The 20,835-nt window shown below is 36.6% G+C and carries 17 protein-coding genes; all 17 read left to right on the top strand.

Going from position 1 to position 20,835, the window contains the following annotated elements:
- The first annotated feature begins 89 nt into the window (after positions 1–89).
- A complete protein-coding gene (locus tag JNUCC51_RS05920; RefSeq protein WP_337991245.1) occupies positions 90–878 on the top strand; it encodes a DUF3388 domain-containing protein in 789 nt (262 codons plus the stop codon).
- A 25-nt stretch (positions 879–903) separates the two neighbouring features.
- Positions 904–1,803 (top strand): helix-turn-helix domain-containing protein, encoded by a 900-nt coding sequence (locus JNUCC51_RS05915; RefSeq protein ID WP_337991244.1) that lies wholly within the window; start codon positions 904–906, stop codon positions 1,801–1,803.
- 50 nt (positions 1,804–1,853) lie between these two features.
- Positions 1,854–2,432, top strand: coding sequence for a CDP-diacylglycerol--glycerol-3-phosphate 3-phosphatidyltransferase (pgsA, locus tag JNUCC51_RS05910; RefSeq protein WP_134018854.1), 579 nt, complete (start codon positions 1,854–1,856; stop codon positions 2,430–2,432).
- 17 nt (positions 2,433–2,449) lie between these two features.
- Entirely contained in the window at positions 2,450–3,706 is a 1,257-nt protein-coding gene (locus JNUCC51_RS05905; RefSeq protein ID WP_337991243.1) for a competence/damage-inducible protein A, read from the top strand.
- A gap of 216 nt (positions 3,707–3,922) precedes the next feature.
- Complete coding sequence (locus JNUCC51_RS05900) at positions 3,923–4,246, top strand: hypothetical protein (RefSeq protein WP_337991242.1); 324 nt, start codon at positions 3,923–3,925, stop codon at positions 4,244–4,246.
- Positions 4,247–4,270: 24 nt separating this feature from the next.
- Positions 4,271–5,335 carry a recombinase RecA gene (gene recA, locus JNUCC51_RS05895; RefSeq protein WP_337991241.1) on the top strand — a complete coding sequence of 355 codons (1,065 nt, stop codon included), beginning with the start codon at positions 4,271–4,273 and terminating at the stop codon, positions 5,333–5,335.
- 672 nt (positions 5,336–6,007) lie between these two features.
- Positions 6,008–7,567 (top strand): ribonuclease Y, encoded by a 1,560-nt coding sequence (rny, locus tag JNUCC51_RS05890; RefSeq protein WP_100543877.1) that lies wholly within the window; start codon positions 6,008–6,010, stop codon positions 7,565–7,567.
- A 137-nt stretch (positions 7,568–7,704) separates the two neighbouring features.
- The gene (locus tag JNUCC51_RS05885) at positions 7,705–8,463 is read left to right on the top strand and encodes a tyrosine-protein phosphatase (RefSeq protein ID WP_337991240.1); all 759 of its coding nucleotides are present in this window, start codon (positions 7,705–7,707) and stop codon (positions 8,461–8,463) included.
- A 462-nt stretch (positions 8,464–8,925) separates the two neighbouring features.
- Positions 8,926–9,606, top strand: coding sequence for a YveK family protein (locus JNUCC51_RS05880; protein ID WP_337991239.1), 681 nt, complete (start codon positions 8,926–8,928; stop codon positions 9,604–9,606).
- 24 nt (positions 9,607–9,630) lie between these two features.
- A complete protein-coding gene (locus JNUCC51_RS05875) occupies positions 9,631–10,341 on the top strand; it encodes a CpsD/CapB family tyrosine-protein kinase (RefSeq protein WP_443136975.1) in 711 nt (236 codons plus the stop codon).
- A 72-nt stretch (positions 10,342–10,413) separates the two neighbouring features.
- Complete coding sequence (locus JNUCC51_RS05870) at positions 10,414–11,583, top strand: O-antigen ligase family protein (RefSeq protein ID WP_337991238.1); 1,170 nt, start codon at positions 10,414–10,416, stop codon at positions 11,581–11,583.
- A 512-nt stretch (positions 11,584–12,095) separates the two neighbouring features.
- Positions 12,096–13,019, top strand: a complete 924-nt coding sequence (locus JNUCC51_RS05865; protein ID WP_337991237.1) for a glycosyltransferase family protein — start codon at positions 12,096–12,098, stop codon at positions 13,017–13,019.
- A gap of 690 nt (positions 13,020–13,709) precedes the next feature.
- The gene (locus JNUCC51_RS05860) at positions 13,710–15,248 is read left to right on the top strand and encodes an oligosaccharide flippase family protein (RefSeq protein WP_337991236.1); all 1,539 of its coding nucleotides are present in this window, start codon (positions 13,710–13,712) and stop codon (positions 15,246–15,248) included.
- 142 nt (positions 15,249–15,390) lie between these two features.
- Positions 15,391–16,188, top strand: coding sequence for a TIGR00282 family metallophosphoesterase (locus JNUCC51_RS05855; protein ID WP_337991235.1), 798 nt, complete (start codon positions 15,391–15,393; stop codon positions 16,186–16,188).
- A 1,102-nt stretch (positions 16,189–17,290) separates the two neighbouring features.
- The gene (locus tag JNUCC51_RS05850) at positions 17,291–17,557 is read left to right on the top strand and encodes a stage V sporulation protein S (protein WP_004224903.1); all 267 of its coding nucleotides are present in this window, start codon (positions 17,291–17,293) and stop codon (positions 17,555–17,557) included.
- Between the two features lie 309 nt (positions 17,558–17,866).
- Positions 17,867–19,606: a 2-oxoacid:acceptor oxidoreductase subunit alpha gene (locus JNUCC51_RS05845; RefSeq protein WP_337991234.1), complete on the top strand. Its 1,740-nt coding sequence runs from the start codon at positions 17,867–17,869 to the stop codon at positions 19,604–19,606.
- Positions 19,606–20,472 (top strand): 2-oxoacid:ferredoxin oxidoreductase subunit beta, encoded by an 867-nt coding sequence (locus JNUCC51_RS05840; protein WP_337991233.1) that lies wholly within the window; start codon positions 19,606–19,608, stop codon positions 20,470–20,472. Before JNUCC51_RS05845 ends, JNUCC51_RS05840 begins: the two co-directional genes overlap by 1 nt.
- Positions 20,473–20,835 lie beyond the last annotated feature (363 nt).

The following is a 20,835-nucleotide window of genomic DNA, read 5'->3' as shown; positions in this document are numbered from 1 at the left end:
ATTCTAACTTTCCATTACATAAAAAATCAGCTATGATGGAACTTATAAAGGATTTTTTACGTTAACTAATAGGAAGGGAACGAGTGTGTTTGAGCGATTGGTACTTTGAATATGAAATTCAGGTGAATCGCCCTGGATTATTAGGAGATATTGCTTCACTTTTAGGGATGCTTCGTGTCAATATTATCTCAATAAATGGTGTCGATGAGGATCGACGTGGTATGTTAGTGCATACAGACAACGATGAGACAATTGAGCGTTTTCGTACAATTGTTTCGACAATGGAACATATTAACGTTACCAAATTTCGACAACCTAAACTCCGTGATCGTTTAGCCATTAGGCACGGTCGTTATATTCCTCGAGATGCAGATGAAAAGAATACCTTCCGCTTCGTACGAGATGAACTTGGTATTTTAGTTGACTTTATGGCTGAGCTTTTTAAAAAAGAAGGGCATAAGCTTATTGGGATACGTGGAATGCCCCGTGTTGGAAAAACCGAATCGATTGTAGCGGCTAGTGTATGTGCCAATAAAAAATGGATTTTTTTATCGTCTACAATGATTAAGCAGACTGTTCGCAATAAACTTGCTGGTGATGAATTCAGTGACAATAATATTTTTATATTAGATGGCATTGTGACGCGTCGTTCATCTGATGAGCGACATTTGCAACTAGTGCGTGAAATGATGAATATGCCTTCTATTAAGGTCATCGAGCATCCAGACATGTTTGTTCAGCATTCAGAATATAAGATAGAGGATTTTGATTATATCATTGAATTGCGTCATCACCCAGATGAAGAAATTACGTATGAAATAATGGAAAAAGACCAAATGATGTCCGAATCTAATTCATTTGGTGGATTTAATTTTTAATTTGATATTAAAGTAGGTGTTATGAGTGGCAGAATTAGGGACTCGACTGAAAGAGGCGAGACTGTCTAAAGGCTACAGTTTAGACGATTTACAAGAAATAACAAAAATTCAAAAGCGTTATTTAATAGGTATTGAAGAGGGCAATTATTCGATTATGCCTGGTTCGTTTTATGTACGAGCTTTTATTAAACAATATGCTGACGCTGTTGGTTTGGACGCGGAGGAGCTTTTAGAAACTTATAAAAGCGAACTACCAGGAACTCCAAACAATCAAGTGAGTCAGATGACTAGTAGTCCAAGTAGAAGGAAAGTTTCAAAAGGCCCTTCTACTAAAATGATGGAAGCAATGCCGAAAATAATCGTTGGTTTATTTATCATTGTTATTATTGTGGTGATTTGGGTTCTAATGCAGTCTAAAAATAGTGCAGTGCCAGATGTTATGGACGATACTTCATCAGAAATAGAATATGATACAAAAGTAAAACCTATAGATACAGAAAAAGATAAAGAAAAAGAGCATAAAAAAGCTCAATCGAAGGACAAACAAGACTCAACAGATTCAGCAGACACACCTGATGAAAAGCAAACTGAAGACGTTAAGCAATCGATTTCAGCTGGGACTATTGAAGCGGACGGTGCTACAACTACTTATACGTTAACAGGTGCCGATGCATTTAAAATACGTATAGAAGTATCAGGTCCTACATTTATCGGTATTCGAAACCAACAGCAACAAGAAGTACTAACAGATACTCGTGTATATAATGCAGGAGAAGTAGTAGAATTCGACGCAACATCTCAAAATTATGCCCGTATCCGTTTAGGTAATTCAACGCAAGCTAAAGTATACATTAATGACGAGCCTTTAACGTATGCACAGCAAATTGTTACGCAAAACATCGTCATCAATTTCAATAAAGAATAGTAGTCATCTAGTGATGACTACTTTCTTTCATCATGAAAGGTGTTAGAAAAATGAACATTCCAAATAAAATTACCATCTCTCGAATCTTACTTATTCCGTTCTTTGTCATTGTTATGATGTTTGATTTTGGCTGGGGAACAATGTCACTATTCGGTGCGACGATGCCTGTTCATCATTTTGTAGGTGCACTCATTTTTATTATTGCTTCAACAACTGATTGGGTAGATGGTTATTATGCACGTAAGTACAATCTTGTGACAACGTTTGGGAAATTTTTAGACCCACTTGCTGACAAATTGCTAGTTTCAGCAGCTTTTATTTTAATGGTAGAGCTTGATATGGCGTCTGCATGGATAATAATAATTATTATTAGCCGTGAGTTTGCAGTAACTGGCCTTCGTTTAATATTGGCAGGTGAAGGAGAAGTTGTTGCTGCGAACCAGCTTGGGAAAATTAAAACATGGGCTCAAATTGTAGCCATCGGAGCAGCACTTTTACACAATACAATCTTTACACTTATCGGTATTCCATTTGATACAATTATGCTATATATTGCATTGTTCTTTACACTATGGTCTGGATGGGATTATTTCTATCTAAATCGACGTGTCTTACTTGAGTCTAAATAAGAGAGGTCTTGAGGATCATGAATGCTGAAATTCTTGCGGTTGGCTCAGAGTTATTGCTTGGTCAGATTTCGAACACAAATGCGAGATTTATTTCTAGTCAGTTGTCCGAGTTAGGGATAAATGTGTATTATCACACTGTTGTTGGAGATAATGCACACCGTTTAGAAGAGGCCATTTCCATTGCAGAGACTCGTGCTGATTTAATCATTTTCTCTGGTGGGCTTGGTCCTACAAAAGATGATTTAACAAAGGAAACGATAGCGCGTCATCTTGATGTTTCTCTCGAATTTGATGATATCGCACTAGCTAATATTGAGCAGTTTTTTGCAAAACGAGGACGCCCAATGACGGAAAATAATCGTAAGCAGGCTTTAATACTAGCGGGTAGTGAGGTGCTTGTAAACCATCACGGTATGGCACCTGGCATGATATTAACAAAGGATGGGCGTACGTATATTTTGCTTCCGGGGCCACCTAAAGAGCTTGAGCCAATGTTCCAGTTTGAAGCAAAGCCAAAGCTTGGTGCGATGTTAAATGCTGGAGGGGTAATTACATCGCACGTTATGCGTTTTTATGGAATTGGAGAGGCGGAGCTAGAGGTACGTGTCCAAAATATTTTAGATTCGCAAACAAACCCAACTGTTGCTCCACTTGCTTCTGACGGTGAGGTTACATTGCGTGTAACTGCCAAAGCAGAAACGGAGCAAGAAGCGCAGCAGCTTATTGCCTCGAAGGTAGCGGAGATTCAAGCGATTGTTGGGGACTATCAATACGGTATAGATGATGATTCTCTTGCCTCTAAAACAGTAGAAATGTTACTAGACAATAAGTTAACAATTTCTGCAGCAGAAAGTTTAACAGCGGGATTATTTCAGTCAGAGCTTGCTGAAATACCAGGTGTTGGGGATGCCCTTGTTGGTGGCGTTGTTACGTATACGGAAGAGGCTAAGATTAAGCAACTCGGTATTTCTAAGGAATTATTAACTACACATGGTATTGTAAGCAGTGAATGTGCAGCGGCTATGGCTAGCGCTGTTCGTGAAAAGTTTGATACAGATATTGGTATTGGATTAACAGGTGCAGCAGGTCCTACAGCCCATGATCATCAACCAGTGGGGACGGTTTGGATTGGTCTTGCCATTGGCGATGAAAAACCGATAACGTATTTACTTCATTTATCGGGTATGCGTAATACAAATCGACTGCGTGCAGCGAAATTTACTTGTCATTATTTAATGCAGCTTTTAGTAGAAAGAGGCTTTAAAAAACGTTAATCAATTATGCCTTGGCATAATATAGGTTCATCCCTAAAAGTTTCGGATTACTTTTTGTTAAAACGTTACTATGTAAATAAGTTGATTGGAGTGGAGGCTGGGCGACTCCTTGGGGATTAGCGAATAGAGGAACGAAGGCTAAGACCATCACATCCTGTGACAACGCCTTCGTGACCAACATCGTGTTGGCCCGAGACCCTGGAGCGAGCAACGCGAGTGAAGCGGCTCATCGGACGCCCCCAGGAAGCTTTGCTCTGTGCGAAAGCGAAGCGACAGCAACAAATGTTTTATCTGCGCGAAAGCGAAGCGTCAGCGGCAAATGTTTTATCTGTGCGAAAGCGAAGCGACAGCAACAAAGCGCACAGTCGGAACGGAAATCAACTACACGTTTTGGTGGTGATCCATAATATAGTTGAAATAGAAATTTGGGTAATGGAAAGTTACCCAAATTTTTATTTTGAAGAAAAACGAATAAATGTTCGCTTTTTTCTTGCGTCTTATCTCAAAAACAAGTATAGTAGAGATAGAGAAAAACAGTGAACAGTTTTCGAAGGAGGAAAATGAATGAGTGATCGTAAAGCTGCCTTAGAACAGGCGTTAAAACAAATTGAAAAGAATTTTGGTAAAGGTTCAATCATGAAACTTGGCGAAAAGACTGATTTAGAAATCGCTACATCATCAAGTGGTTCGCTAGCACTTGATGCTGCATTAGGTGTTGGTGGTTATCCACGTGGACGAATTATTGAAGTATACGGCCCTGAATCATCAGGTAAAACAACGGTTGCTCTTCATGCCATTGCAGAGGTTCAGGCAAAGGGTGGACAAGCAGCGTTTATCGATGCTGAGCACGCGTTAGATCCAATCTATGCACAAAAATTAGGTGTCGATATTGATGAACTTCTATTATCTCAACCAGATACAGGAGAACAAGCGCTTGAAATCGCAGAAGCATTAGTACGTAGTGGTGCTATCGATATCATCGTTATTGACTCAGTAGCAGCATTGGTTCCGAAAGCGGAAATCGAAGGAGATATGGGTGATTCGCATGTTGGTTTACAAGCACGTTTAATGTCTCAGGCGTTACGTAAGCTTTCAGGTGCTATCAATAAATCAAAAACGATTGCCATTTTCATTAACCAAGTACGTGAAAAAATCGGTGTTATGTTCGGAAACCCGGAAACAACACCTGGTGGTCGTGCACTTAAATTCTATAGCTCTGTTCGTTTAGAAGTACGTCGTGCAGAAGCTATTAAACAAGGCAATGACATTATGGGTAACCGTACAAAAATTAAAATTGTGAAAAACAAAGTAGCACCACCATTCCGTACAGCTGAAGTTGATATTATGTACGGTGAAGGAATTTCAAAAGAGGGCGAAACAGTCGATTTAGGTGTTGAACTAGATATCGTTCAAAAAAGCGGTTCTTGGTATGCTTACGGTGATGAGCGCCTAGGTCAAGGTCGTGAAAATGCTAAACAGTATTTAAAAGAAAATCCAGCAGTACTTGACGACATCGCAAATAAAATCCGTGCTTCTTACGGTATTGCATCATCATCTTACACAATTGCTGCGCATGATGATGAGGAAGAAATGGATGAGGAATTAAAACTTCTTCTTGAAGATGAATAATATAAATGCATTGTTCCCACTCTTTATAGTGGGAGCAATGCATTTTTTTTGTTTACACATACTGGGGAATATGGTTTTATAATATTTATTAGGAACATTAAAAGTTGTGTGCTACAAAGAGAGATAGGGAAGCTTTGTAAATATAATTCCTAAGTACTGCTTCTATGCGTTAATGTTAAAAGGTAAAATAAGCGTTAGTGTAAAAAGTAATAGGAAATTAATTCTCTTAATGGTTATGACTGACTTTTTTTCATAGGAGGGCGAACAGATGCCCGACTATCCTTGACAGAGCTTGAGGCTAGCTATACAATTAAATATGTATAATTTCTGAATTATGACTTTAAATAGGCAGTACATTCTGAATTCATTAATAAAGGCCATAAAGCCCTAGTAAATGAAGATGAAGACTCTGGCAGATGCCAAGGATTTTGAAAGAAATGAATAATAAGATGTTAGCCTTAGTTCTTTGCATCCTGCGAAAACAGCTAACGTATCTGCATCGGTAAAAACACCACTTCCTGTGACTTTACCGAGTGACCGACATCATGACGGCTCCTCGTGCAGACCAGAGCATAATTTCAAAATCCGGGACGCAATTACTATGCCAAAGGCGAGATTGATGTATGCGCCGACTGAAACTGTAATACCCAAATAGCAAGAGGAGGTGTTCATATGGATGGAATTACTATCATCTCCGCTTTGCTTGGACTCATCGTTGGTGCCGCTGTTAGCTTTATCTACATGAAAAAAGTGAATGACTCAAAAATCACTGGTGCTAAACATGTCGCTGAAACAATCGTTGAAGAAGGAAAACGAGAAGCGGAGGCATTGAAGAAAGAAGCACTACTTGAAGCCAAAGATGAAACTCACAAATTTCGTACTGAAGCAGAAAATGACATTCGTGAACGTCGTTCAGAACTTCAGAAACAAGAGAACCGTTTATTGCAAAGAGAAGAGAATCTTGATCGCAAAGATGATGCTCTAAATAAGAGAGAAGCAAGCTTAGAGCGTAAAGAACAAGCTTTAAGCGAAAGACAACAGCATATTGAACAGATGGAAAGCAAAGTGGACGAGCTCGTTGCCTCGCAAAAATCGGAGCTAGAGAGAATTTCTGCTTTAACTAGAGATGAAGCAAAAGCTATTATCTTAGGAGAAGTAGAAAAAGAGCTAACAACTGATATTGCTGTGATGACGAAGGAAGCTGAAACACGTGCGAAGGAAGATTCAGATAAAAAAGCACGTGAAATTTTATCGCTGGCATTGCAGCGTTTTGCAGCAGACCATGTTGCTGAGACAACAGTATCTGTCGTGAACTTGCCAAATGATGAAATGAAAGGCCGTATTATTGGTCGTGAAGGTCGTAACATCCGAACTTTGGAAACGCTAACAGGTATAGATTTAATTATTGATGATACTCCAGAGGCGGTTATTTTATCAGGCTTTGATCCAATTCGTCGTGAAACTGCTCGACTTGCACTTGAAAAACTTGTACAGGATGGCCGAATTCACCCTGCCCGAATTGAGGAAATGGTGGAAAAAGCTCGACGTGAAGTGGATGAACAAATCCGCGAAACAGGTGAGCAAACAACATTTGAAATTGGCATTCATAACTTACATCCAGATTTAATGAAAATTTTAGGCCGTATGAAATATCGTACAAGCTATGGACAAAACGTTCTAAAGCATTCCATTGAGGTTGCGCATTTAGCAGGCTTACTTGCTGCTGAACTTGGTGAAGATGTAGCATTAGCTCGCCGTGCAGGCTTATTACATGATATTGGTAAAGCGATTGATCATGAAGTTGAAGGTAGTCATGTTGAAATTGGTGTAGAATTAGCAACGAAATACAAAGAACATCCAGTCGTAATAAACAGTATAGCTTCTCACCATGGTGATACAGAAGCAACATCTGTCATCGCGGTATTAGTGGCTGCAGCTGATGCATTGTCAGCGGCTCGTCCAGGTGCTCGAAGTGAGACGCTTGAAAACTATATCCGTAGACTTGAAAAGTTAGAGGAAATTTCTGAAAGCTATGATGGTGTAGAAAAATCCTTTGCGATTCAAGCTGGTCGTGAAATTCGTATAATTGTACAACCTGAAAAAATTGATGACTTAGCTTCACATCGCTTAGCGAGAGATATACGTAAGCGAATTGAAGAAGAACTTGATTATCCGGGCCATATTAAAGTAACGGTTATTCGTGAAACACGTGCCGTGGAGTATGCGAAATAGTGTTGAAAGTTAGAGGTTTCTCTAGATGAAAATCTAGAGAAACCTTTTTTTATTGTGAAATTGTCATGATTAAAAGTTTTCTATCATAAAGAAAAGATAGGGAGTTAATAATAATTTCAGAGAAAGTTGTGAGAGCAATGATTGATATACATACACATATTTTACATGGGGTAGATGATGGACCGAGAACTGAAGAAGAATCATTACAAATATTAAAGCGGGCTGTAAAAGAGGGAATTACGGAAATAATATCAACTTCTCATGCCCTTAAACCGCAATTTCATGTAGACTATGCAACCGTAGTAAAACAATTAGATAACTTACGTGAATTAATCGAACATCACGATATACCGATAACATTACATACTGGACAAGAAGTTCGAATAAACAATCATATTGGCAACTTACTTAATGATAATCAGCTACATGTGTTGGCAAACTCAAAGTATGTTCTGATTGAATTACCGTCAAATATTATTCCTAGCTATACAAATGACTTGATGACAAAATTATTAATAGCAGGTTATACACCTATTATTGCCCATCCAGAACGGAATCGTGCTATTGCTGAGAATCCGAGCCGGCTAGAGGTCCTTATTCGTAATGGTGCATTTGCCCAAATTACAGCTGGAAGTCTTAGTGGACATTTTGGAAGAAAAACTCAAAAATTTTCATTAGAGCTTATTCGAGCAAATTATGTACATACATATGGCTCTGATGTTCACAATTTGACAACAAGACCCTTTCACTTTGAGAAAGGACTTCGATATTTAGAAAAGAAAAAAGAATTAGATATAGTTGATATTTTATTGGAAAATAATAGAAGGATCGTTAATAATCAACCTTTAATCTTACTGGAGCCTGTGGAATTAAAAAGACGAGGTATTTTAAAATAAAGAATTGATAGTAAAGAACTAGAAAATCATTTTATCTAATCTAGTGATGAATAACTTAGAAAATTAAGCGATATACTGACTACTAAACAATGTAATTTAAAAAATAATTCACGTTTATTTTGAGAGCAGCTTATTAAGTACAAATTGATGGATATTAATACTTTGATATAAAGAATAACAGTTACCCTTAATATAGTATAACATTACTGTCCTAATTATAGCTGCGTTAGCCGTACGTTTTAAACGACTAGCGCAGCTTTTGGATTTAAGCGTATTTTATTTCTCTGCATACAATATAACAACGTTTAAATAATTACAAATTGTTTTTATATAACTTGTAAGAAATCAATTAATTCATCTTCAATGAATAACAAGAAAATAATATTCATATATGTATTAAATGGTGAGTATCTAAAAATGACTAAATGATCGTATAGACATTTAGGATTGAAGGGGTCGTGTATGGAGAAAACAATAAACTTATTTGATTTCATCAAGATATTGAAAAAACGGTTCATTCTTATAATGAGTCTAACTGCTCTTTTGGTAGGGATTGCGGCTGTTATGAGTTATTTTGTGCTTACGCCAGTTTATCAATCAGAAACTCAAATTTTGGTTAATCAAAAGCTAGATGCTCAGCAGCAAACTCAATTTGAGGCGCAGAAATTAGAGATAGATTTACAATTGATCAATACGTATAGCATCATTATTAAAAGTCCTGTTATTTTAACGAAAGTGATTGAGAGGCTTGATTTGAATAGCACACCAGAGCAGTTAATGGATCAAATTTCGGTGACGAATGCAAATAGCTCTCAAGTCGTTTCTGTTAAAGTAAAGGATTCTGATTCTAAACAGGCGGTAGAAATTGCGAATACTTTGGCTGAAGTGTTTAAACGAGAGATTCCAGTATTAATGAGTGTAGATAATATTACGATTTTATCTTCCGCAAAAGTTAGTGAAAATCCTGTTCCTATCAAACCAAATAAACTACTGAATTTGGTTATTGGGGGAGTATTCGGTTTTTTAGTAGGTATGGCAATTGCCTTTCTATTAGAAGTTTCCAATAAGAAAATTAAATCTGAACATGAAGTGAAAGAAATTTTAGAATTCCCGATAATTGGTTTTATCAGTCCAATTAAATAATTTGGGAGCTAGGAGCGATTAATATTGGTACTTTTGAGAAAAAGAAAAAAGAAAAAATTGACGACAATGCCACGAAAATTAGTAACCGTGCTAGATGCAAATTCCATTAGCTCTGAACAATTCAGAGCTATACGTACAAATATTAAATTCGCCTTGCCAGATAAAGATTTAAAAACGATTTTAGTGACCTCCTCAATGGCTGGGGAAGGAAAATCGACGAGTGCAGCCAATCTTGCTGTTGTTTTTGCACAAGATGGGAAAAGGGTGCTCATTGTTGATGCAGATATGCGAAAGCCAACGATTCACCATACATTTGAATTGTATAATACGTCAGGTTTATCCAATGTATTAACAAGACAAGAAAAGTTTCATGAAGTCGTACAACGATCATCTATTGAAGGACTTGATGTCATCGTTAGTGGTCCTATGCCACCGAATCCTACAGATTTACTGGATTCGACAACAATGGATATTTTGATGAAAGAAATCTGTCGAGATTATGACATTATTATTTTCGATGCTCCTCCTTTACTGCACATTGCAGATGCCCAGATTTTAGCTCATAAGTGTGACGGTACATTATTAGTAGTAGATACAGATGTTGCCTTAAAAGATGATATGTTGAAGGCGAAAACATTACTTACTACAGCTCGGGCAAAGGTATTAGGTGTTATTATGAATAATATGGCCCTAACTCGTGATCACTATTATTATCAATATTCCAGTAATAAGTAATAAGTAATAAGTAATAAGTAATAAGTAATAAGCATTGTTCCTATACGAATCGTATTAGGTAAGGAGAAATATATGAATTATTTCGTTAATAAAGAAAATATTTCATACTTTTTATTAGTAATTATCGTGTTTCTTAGTTTGATATCCTTTGAAAAAATAATTTATAGCAATATTTATAGTCTAATATTAATGTGTATTTTATTGGTTGCAATGATACTACTTGTGACTCATTTTGTCATTGATAGAGAACGATTTGATCAATTACTATTCCAAGTAATAAATCAAAACAATATCGTCATTTTACTCATCTACTTCTTATTTTTCGCTAGCTTCCTCTCATCTTTAAGTAATGGTTTGATCTCTCTTGGTGGTCTTTTAAGACTGTTTAGTACGAGTTTGTCATTAATTGTGTTTTTTTTAATCATACCGAAACTAACACATACAGTAATTGGTAAAGTGGATCGTTTCATTATTTATCTCATTTCCTTATTTTCCATTGTCGGTATTATAACAAAAATAAATGGTTCCTTTTTTATTTACGATACGTATTATGGACGTGTGAATTCGATTTATTTTGATCCTAATTATTTCGGGGCGATAGCAGGTGTAGCGGTCATATTATCCGCTGAGAAAAAAGGATTTCTATTTAAAGTTTTGTGTGTACTCAATTTTACTGCACTTTTTTTATCCAATTCTAGAACAGCATTTTTAGCACTTTGTCTCACAATGCTCCTTACTTTCTTTTATAGAAGAAGGGTGAAAATTGGAACGATAGTATTTACTGTTTTTTTTATCATGATATTAGGTATTAGTGTGTATTTTTTATATGAAGCGGATTTCTTTAGAATAGAACAAGGCTTAAATTCTCGGGGGGATTTGTGGGAAATCGCCATTTCCGTAATAAAAAATCAGCCACTTTGGGGATATGGGCAAGAAAATATTCCTTATCTACTAACAGAACACGGTGTCGAAAATAGCAGTACACATAACGCGTATTTTGACTACATGCTGTCATACGGTATTCCTTGTATGGTGTTATATATTTTCATAATGCTTATCGCATTTTATAGGGGAATAAAGAATAAAGTAAATCGCTCGAAGATTCAAGTTCCTTTATTCTTACTTATTTGTTCCGCTGCTATCAATATTAGTATTGGAGGGCTAGGTGCTACTTCTTTATTATTCACTTTATATTTAGGGATGTGCAATAGTATGCGCAATCAAGATAAAGGGTTGAAATAATGGATACCGTTTATAAAAGAGAATTTGTAATATAGTCGGCTGAAAATGTGCTGAAGCGAACGTAATAACCATTTATGCGAAAGTTTTAACCTTTAGTACAGTGGTGCAATATGTAACAGACTATTTAACATTTTATCGTGTACCATAGACAAACTCTTTAATGATATTGATTGGCTGAATGAATATAAGGCATTTTAAAAAATTGATATCCCCCATAATCGTAAACAAGCTGTGCTGGTGCTATAGCCTGGATAGCGATCACCTGTCACTCATTTTTAATAAAAAAACGATCAGTAAATGAGAGTATGTGCAGACAGACACGTTGGCAAATTGAGAATATTATCGAATGGAATTAAGGAATGTCAAACTATATTTCTATAGTAAGATGATTTGATGAGGTAAAGGCCGATTTTTCAAAATGCCAATAAAGCAGAATAGTAGCTTCTTTTAAAGCGCATATTGTGTTTGATTTAAACGAGAACACTTTGAATACTATGGAGGAGTTGTACACATTGAAAATTAGTTTTGTGCATAGTGAAAAATCCTATTTACCTGAAATCAATGCATATGAGACTTATTTTAATGAACAAGAAGGAATAGAGGCCCAAATTATCACGAATAACGAACTGAAAGAAATGAAAAGTAACGACTTCGATGTGTTATGGAAATTTCCCGGTATGGATTTGCGGAGGAATTTTAAGGATGTCAAAGTGATTCACGAATATAATTCATTATCTACCGGCTATTTTCCTTCCTTCAAAAATTATTTAAAAAAACATTACAATATTATCCCAGATGGAAAAGTATTTTTGAATGAAAAAGTGGAAAGTGATTTGAAAACGAAAGATAAGATGCCTGCGATTATTAGGGATATGGGCATTGCCAAACAATTTTTTTTACAAAACACAAAGAAAGAATTTGATTTTGTCTATGTGGGAGCTATGGGGAAGGGGAGGGAATTGGAATTTGCTCTACAACCTTTTACCACAAAGCTAAAGCATAAAAGTATGCTATTAATAGGCCAGCCGAATGATGATTTATATGCTCAGTATAAAAATCATTCCAATATCATTTTTACTGGAGTGATGCCCTATAATGAAATTCCTAGCATTGCGTCAAAAGCCATTTATGGATTTAATTATATGCCAGATATATATCCATTCAATGTACAAGCTTCTACAAAATTATTGGAATACTGCGCGCTAGGCTTAAAAGTTGTGACAAGCGATTATCATTGGTTACGTGAATTTGAAAAACAAAGAGAAGGGTGTTTTTTTAAATTGAATGCGGACCTAGCTAATTTTACACAGAGCGAACTAGACAACTTTCCATTTATGACGCCAAATTTACAGGATCTAGAGTGGCATCAACTATTTGATAATATCAATCTTTTAGGATTTTTGAATCAAGTTGTCCACCATGAACCCTCTCGATAGACCAAAACATGATGCTGTTTTTACAGCGAGAGATTTGCTAGCAATATAGTCACTCTGTACTTATTTATTTCAACTTGAAAAGAAATACAATGATTAAGTATTAATGAGTTCTTGTGAGTTTTCATATGAATATATGTTGAATATATAACTCCTAAGCAAAAACCACCTTATCCTACATAAATACATTTGTATTCCTCTAATACAGGAATCCCTATTTCTAACCAATCAAAAGTTATCTCGAAATTAACGCTCATGCCAATCATCTTTCAAAAATAAATTTTAACAGAAGCTAAGGTTATTTTAATTATGGATAATTTTAATTTCTTTCAGTAATTGTCTTTTGTGCCGAAAGCTTAGCGACAGGTATAGAAGTCTCCAGCCTCAAGGGTGGTGAGATGAGTGCGGTTTTAAGTCACTTTTCAGAAGGTGTACAAACATCCACTGAAATAGAGGAACCCAGTCTAAGAACGCTACGTCCTGTGGCGACGACTAAGTGACCAACATCATTTGTTGGCCTAAAGCTTCTCGGACGCAATTTTGCCTCGGCATAATTGATTAGTAGTCAAATGACGAAATGGGTGAGTGCCTTACTTGATATTTCTAAGTTACTAAAGAATAAGTAATAGATTGAATTAATATAATAAGTGACTGATTATCATATGGTGAGTTCAAAGGAAGGGACTGGGGAAAATGAATGAAATTAAAACTGCAGCAATTTTTTCCTATGTAACTATCTTTTGTACTTTTGTAGTTTCAATAGCGTTTACACCATTTATGATTCGCATGCTTGGGCAAGAAGAGTATGGTTTATATGCAATAATGATGGTGATTATTGGCTATTTCTCGATTTTAGATTTAGGATTTGGTAATGCGATTGTTCGTTACATATCAAGAAATCGTGCTCTTGGTGACAAAAACAGTGAAGCGGAATTAAATGGATTTTTTCTGAAATTATATATCTTAATTGGTTTGATTGCGATTGCAATTGGAGTAATTTTATATTCACAAGTCGACAATATTTTTGGAAGTAGCTTATCAGATTATCAAATTGAGAAAGTAAAAATGATGGTTATTTTTATGACCATTAGTTTAGCAGTGCAATTTCCATTATGTGTTTTCTATTCAATCTTACAAGCGTATGAACGGTTTATCTTTATTAAAATAGTATCTTTAATACAGGTGATCATTCAGCCAATTACGATGCTGATTTTCCTTTTAAATGGTGCGGATTCTGTTACGATGATTGGTATTGTTGCAGTTTATAATGCTTTATTTATCCTGATAGATGCATTAATTTGTATAAAAATTCTTCATGTACAATTTACATTTAAAAATAGTAATAAGAGCTTGCTAAAAGAGATTTGTCTTTATGCATTTTTTATTTCTGTCACTGTAATTGTAGATAAAATCTATTGGCAAACTGATCAACTACTTTTAGGTATTTTAAAAGGTACTGTAGATGGTGCTATTTATGCGATTGCCATGCAGATTGTCATGATTTTTATGTCGTTGGCACTAGCTATTAGCAATCTTTATTTGCCTAAAATATCAATACTCGTTACGCAGGAAGATGGGCTGATGCAAATAAATCATCTATTTAAAAAAGTAGGGTCGATTCAGTTTTTAATAATTGGTTATGTTTTGGGGGGATTCATACTTTTTGGAAAAGACTTTATTACGTTATGGGTCGGAAAAGAGTTTCAACAAGTTTATTATATTGTATTGATCATTATGATCCCTTTCTCAGTTGATCTTATTCAGAATTTAGGATTGAGTGTATTAAAAGCAAAAAACTTAGTAAGATTTAGAACAATTCTATTATTATGTATTGCCTTGTTAAATTTTGTGTTATCGATTCCAGCTATTGAATATTTTGGTTTACTGGGAACAGCAAGTATAACAGCATTTTCATTATTAGTTGGTAATGTTGTAATTATGAATGTCTATTATCATAAAAAATTAAAATTAGATATCAAAGGATTTTGGCGAAATATATCAAAATTAATGGTCGCTTTCTTTTTCTCAACAATCACTATGAAGTTACTTTTATTTATATTTAATCCGAATATTACATGGGTTTCTCTCATTAGCTATATCATTTTATATGGCATTCTTATATTCCTAACTCTTATGGTGTTAGTGATAAATGCGCGACAAAGAAAAATGCTCATACATGTAGTAAAAAGTAAATTTACGAACTTAATACCAAGAAAAGTGGGACAGGAATAAGTATAATTTAATCAATTAAACGAAGCTTTTATTCAATGTAGTGTTAATGGAAATATTTATTTGTACTGCATGGTCAATTGCGAATCACCAGTTATAGATGGTAAACTAAAAGATGCTAATTATAGAAAGAGTGGTTTTGAAAATGAAAGTGCTATTTATTGGTGATATCGTTGGTTCAATCGGCCGCGATGCAGTGGAAAAATATTTGCCACGTTTAAAGAGAAAATATAACACAGACATTGTTATTGCCAATGGTGAAAACGCAGCAGCAGGGCGTGGAATTACACGAAATATTTATAATGATCTATTGCAAATGGGTGTAGATGTTATCACAATGGGCAATCATACTTGGGATAATAAAGATATTTTTGATTTTATTGATGATGCGGATTATTTAATCCGTCCAGCGAACTTTTCGAGTGAGGCGCCAGGTAAAGGAATGGTGCAAATTTCAAAAAACGGTGTAACACTATCTGTTATTAATTTACATGGACGAGTATTTTTACCTCCTCATGAGGATCCTTTTGCGATGGCAGAGGAATTAATCGAAGAAGCACATAAAACGTCACCGCTTGTGTTCGTTGATTTCCACGCAGAAGCAACAAGCGAGAAAATTGCACTTGGCTGGCATTTAGATGGGAAGGCATCAGCAGTCGTTGGTACACATACGCATGTTCAAACCGCCGATGCACGTATTTATCCAAATGGAACAGCCTATATTACAGACGTTGGTATGACAGGTCCATACGATGAAATTTTAGGGATGACGAAGGAAAGTGTCATTTATAGATTCCAAACAAACATGCCATCTCGTTTTGAAGTGCCTAAAAAAGGACGCGAAGTGTTAAGTGGTTTCTTTGTAGAGATTGATGATAAAACAGGAAAAGCTATACATTGCGAGCGAATTTATATAAACGAAGATTATCCGTTCCAAGCATAAGAAGAGAAACTATTGTGTATTAAAAAATGCACAATAGTTTTTTTGTTATAAAACAAAATAGTTAAGGGAATCTTTGAGAATTTTGTGGCACTTTAACTAAGAATGATTTCTGTTTCGGGCAACTCGCTTTCCTGTAGTCGAGCGTCGAGCCACTTCCTTCGCGTTGTTGTTGCTGTTGCTTTCGCTTTCGCACAGACAAAACTCCTTTATTAAAATTACTTTTATCACTTAGATTTAAGCGACGTGTCAGAGGATACTTGCTATGGCAATCAGTTGATTTACGTTCCGACTGGGCGACATCAAAACGTAAAAGGATTCACACATAGTTTTGTGTATGAATCGTTTTTTGCTCTTTGGCAGGTAGATGTTGATAAAATTCAAAAGTTGGGTGATAAAACGTGAAAGTTAGTCGATAAAATTCAAAAGTTGGGCGATAAAACATGAAAGTTAGTCGATAAAATTTAAAAGTTGGTCGATAAATCGTAAAAGTGTTCCGATAAAACTAAAAAGTTGGATGACATTTCGGAAGTCATGTGAATCAGTTGATTGGAGTGGAAACTGGGCGACTCCTTCGTGACCAACATTTGCTGTCACTTCGTTGCACTACGCTTTCGTGCAAAAAACATCTGTTGGCCCGAGACCCTGCAGCGAAGCGGCTCATCGGACGCCCCCAGCAAGCTTTGCTCTGCGCGAAAGCGAAGCGTCAGCGACAATGTTTTATCTGCGCGAAAGCGAAGCGTCAGCGACAATGTTTTAACTGTGCGAAAGCGAAGCGTCAGCGACAATGTTTTAACTGTGCGAAAGCGAAGCGTCAGCGACAATGTTTTAACTGTGCGAAAGCGAAGCGTCAGCGACAAAGCGCTCAGTCGGAACGGAAATCACCTCCTCGGTTTGCCAAAGAGCCATACTTTGTTTGATTACCATAGATTTTCAATGTAAATTTTCAGTCTTTTTTGATTGTTTCAATATATAAGAAATGAAAATAGTCTATTTTCTTCTTGGCGAGCATAAAATGACCTATCGACAATAACTTGAGGTCCAAAAAAAGGGGGACATGAGTTGTTGAGCGTAAACACTATTCGCGAAACGGGGAGGAATAATTGTGGATTCATTAAAAGTATCATCACGCTCTAATCCAAATTCAGTTGCAGGTGCATTAGTCGCGGTAATCAGAGAAAAAGGGCAAGCAGAAATGCAGGCAGTTGGGGCAGGTGCACTTAACCAAGCCGTGAAAGCAGTGGCCATTGCACGCGGATTTGTAGCGCCAAGTGGCACAGATTTAATTTGCGCACCGGCGTTTGCCGATATTTTAATTGCTGGTGAGGAACGTACAGCTTTAAAGCTTCTTGTGGAAAAACGTATTCGATAAAATGTAATGAAGTAAAATGCCTTGCACATAATAAGCTGCAAGGCATTTTTTCGTTTATGATAGAAATAAGGATATGAGGAAGAGAATGCCTCATGCCCTACATACTAACATGTTAAATGTCACTTGAAATCAGCAAGTTAATTTTTTAAACTTAATTGATTTGAAAATTACAACTTTATGAACCCATTTTCAGTCAAAGGTCTGATTTTCGGTTAAATCGTTGAATAACAATAGTGCAGACCGTTTCTTCGTGTTAAACTTATGAAGGAAATATAATAGCATATACATTGGATCTAAGGAGTTGTTGACATGTTACATCAGCTTTCATGGAAAGTCGGTGGGCAACAAGGTGAAGGGATTGAAAGTACAGGCGAAATTTTCTCAACGGCAATGAATCGTTTAGGTTACTTCCTATACGGTTATCGTCATTTCTCTTCTCGAATTAAAGGTGGCCATACCAATAATAAAATTACAGTTCGTCCAACAGAAGTACGTTCTATTGCGGATGATTTAGATATTTTAGTAGCGTTCGACCAAGAAACAATCGACGTCAATTATAAAGAACTAACAGAAACAGGAATTATTTTAGCTGATTCAAAATTTGATCCAGTGAAGCCAGAAGATTCAAAGGCGCCATTATTTGCGGTACCATTTACAGAAATTGCAGCAGAGCTAGGTACTTCGTTAATGAAAAATATGGTGGCTATTGGGGCAACTGCATCATTGTTAAATTTAGATAATGCAGTATTCCAAAATGTTGTCGACGATATTTTTGGTAAAAAAGGTGAAGAAGTAGTTCAAAAAAATATGGAGGCCATTGCACGAGGCCGCCAAATTATGAGTGAGCTTTTAGGCGATCGTGTAGGTGAATGGGCTTTAGCACCAGCAGATGGCAAACGCCGTATGTTCATGATCGGAAACGATGCTGTAGCACTAGGTGCACTTGCGGCTGGGACACGCTTTATGGCAGCTTACCCAATTACACCAGCTTCTGAGATTATGGAATACCTTATTAAAAAATTACCGAAATTCGGTGGTGCGGTTATTCAAACAGAAGACGAAATTGCTGCAGCGACAATGGCAATTGGTGCAAACTTTGGTGGTGTTCGTGCCTTTACAGCTTCTGCCGGCCCTGGTCTTTCATTAATGATGGAAGCACTTGGTCTTTCAGGTATGACGGAGCAGCCGCTAGTTGTTGTTGATACACAACGTGGTGGTCCATCAACAGGGTTACCAACAAAACAAGAGCAATCAGATTTAATGGCGATGTTATATGGTACGCATGGTGAAATTCCTAAAGTAGTAATTGCACCTTCTACAATGGAGGAGGCATTCTTTGACACAATCCAAGCGTTTAACATTGCAGAGGAATTACAATTACCAGTTATTTTAATGACTGACTTGCAATTATCTCTAGGTAAACAATCTGTAGAGCCATTCGATTACAATAAAATTGAAATTCGTCGCGGTAAAATTGTTACAGGCGACATTGAAGAAGCAGCTGATAAAGCATACTTCAAACGTTATGAAGATACGGAAGATGGTATTTCGCCACGTGTGCTACCTGGTACGTTAAACGGTATTCACCATGTAACAGGGGTTGAACACGATGAAACAGGTAAACCATCTGAAGCAACTGGTAACCGTCAAGTACAAATGGATAAACGTTTCCGTAAGCTAGCAGCATTGAAATTTGATAATCCAGTACATTCTAATGCTTCACACGAAGAAGCCGATATTTTATTAGTTGGTTTTAACTCAACACGTGGAGCAATTGAAGAAGTACAAGAACGATTGAATGCTCAAGGTATGAAGGTGAACCATGCACATATTCGCTTAATTCACCCATTCCCATCTGCTGAGGTGGTACCACTTGTAGCAAAAGCGAAAAAAGTAATCGTTGTAGAAAATAACTACACAGGTCAATTAGCAAATATCATGAAGATGAATGTTGGTGGTCACGATAAAATCGAGACTATTACAAAATATGATGGTACACCATTCTTGCCAGGTGAATTAGAAAATCGTGTGAAGGAGTTGACTCGCTAATGGCAACATTTAAGGACTTTCGTAATACAGTGAAACCAAACTGGTGCCCAGGCTGTGGTGACTTCTCTGTTCAAGCAGCGATTCAGCGCGCCGCGGCAAACGTTGGTATTGAACCAAACGAATTAGCTGTTATCTCTGGGATTGGCTGTTCTGGTCGTATTTCAGGCTACATTAATTCTTACGGTTTCCACGGTATTCATGGTCGTGCATTACCAATTGCACAAGGCTTAAAAATGGCTAACCGTGATTTGAACGTTATAGCTTCTGGTGGTGACGGCGATGGATTTGCAATTGGTATGGGTCATACAATTCATGCTATCCGTCGTAATATTGACATCACATACGTTGTTATGGATAACCAAATTTATGGTTTAACAAAGGGGCAAACATCTCCACGTTCTGCTGCAGGATTTATTACTAAATCTACACCAGGTGGTGCGATTGAGCCTTCATTAAAACCATTAGAAGTAGCTTTAACAAGCGGAGCTACATTTGTCGCACAAGGTTTCTCAACGGATATTAAAGAGTTAACAGCTTTAATTGAAGCAGGTATTAATCATAAAGGCTTCTCATTCATCAACGTATTCTCACCTTGTGTTACGTATAACAAAGTGAACACGTACGATTGGTTTAAAGAAAACTTAACGAAGCTTGCTGATATTGAGGGCTATGATAATTCTGATCGTGGTATGGCAATGCGTACAGTGATGGAGCATGAAGGTTTAGTAACAGGTATTATTTATCAAGATACTGAAACAGCTTCATATCAAGAAAAAGTACCAGGCTACTCCGAGCTACCATTAACAGATATTGATATTAATATGAGCGAAAATGATTTTAATGATTTAGTGAAAGAATTTATGTAAATTAAATTTAATATTGCATGACAAAAAGCATTTGGGATGTACTCATTCCAAATGCTTTTCGTGTTTTTAAAGACTGTTATGTCAATGGAATTAAGGTGTTAAAACATTATTGTTTCTGTTGCTACGTTGCACATCGCTTTGCAAAGAAGAACCGTAGTGCTGAAGTTTTGTTTTATCACTAAAATGACATGAAAGTAGATACATATTAAGTGAGGTTGATTGGAGTGGAGACTGAGCGACTCCTTGGGGATTAGCGTCACAGATGAGACCCTGGAGCGAGCAGCGCGAGTGAAGCGGCTCATCGGACGCCCCCAGGAAAGCGCTCAGTCGGAACGGAAATCAACCCCTCGTTTTGCCGAAGTT

The organism is Lysinibacillus sp. JNUCC 51 (genome assembly GCF_015999525.1).
GTDB classification, from domain to species: Bacteria; Bacillota; Bacilli; order Bacillales_A; family Planococcaceae; genus Lysinibacillus; species Lysinibacillus xylanilyticus.
The sequence above is the reverse complement of the archived record's forward strand: the minus strand, read 5'-3'. Positions and strand labels throughout refer to the sequence as shown.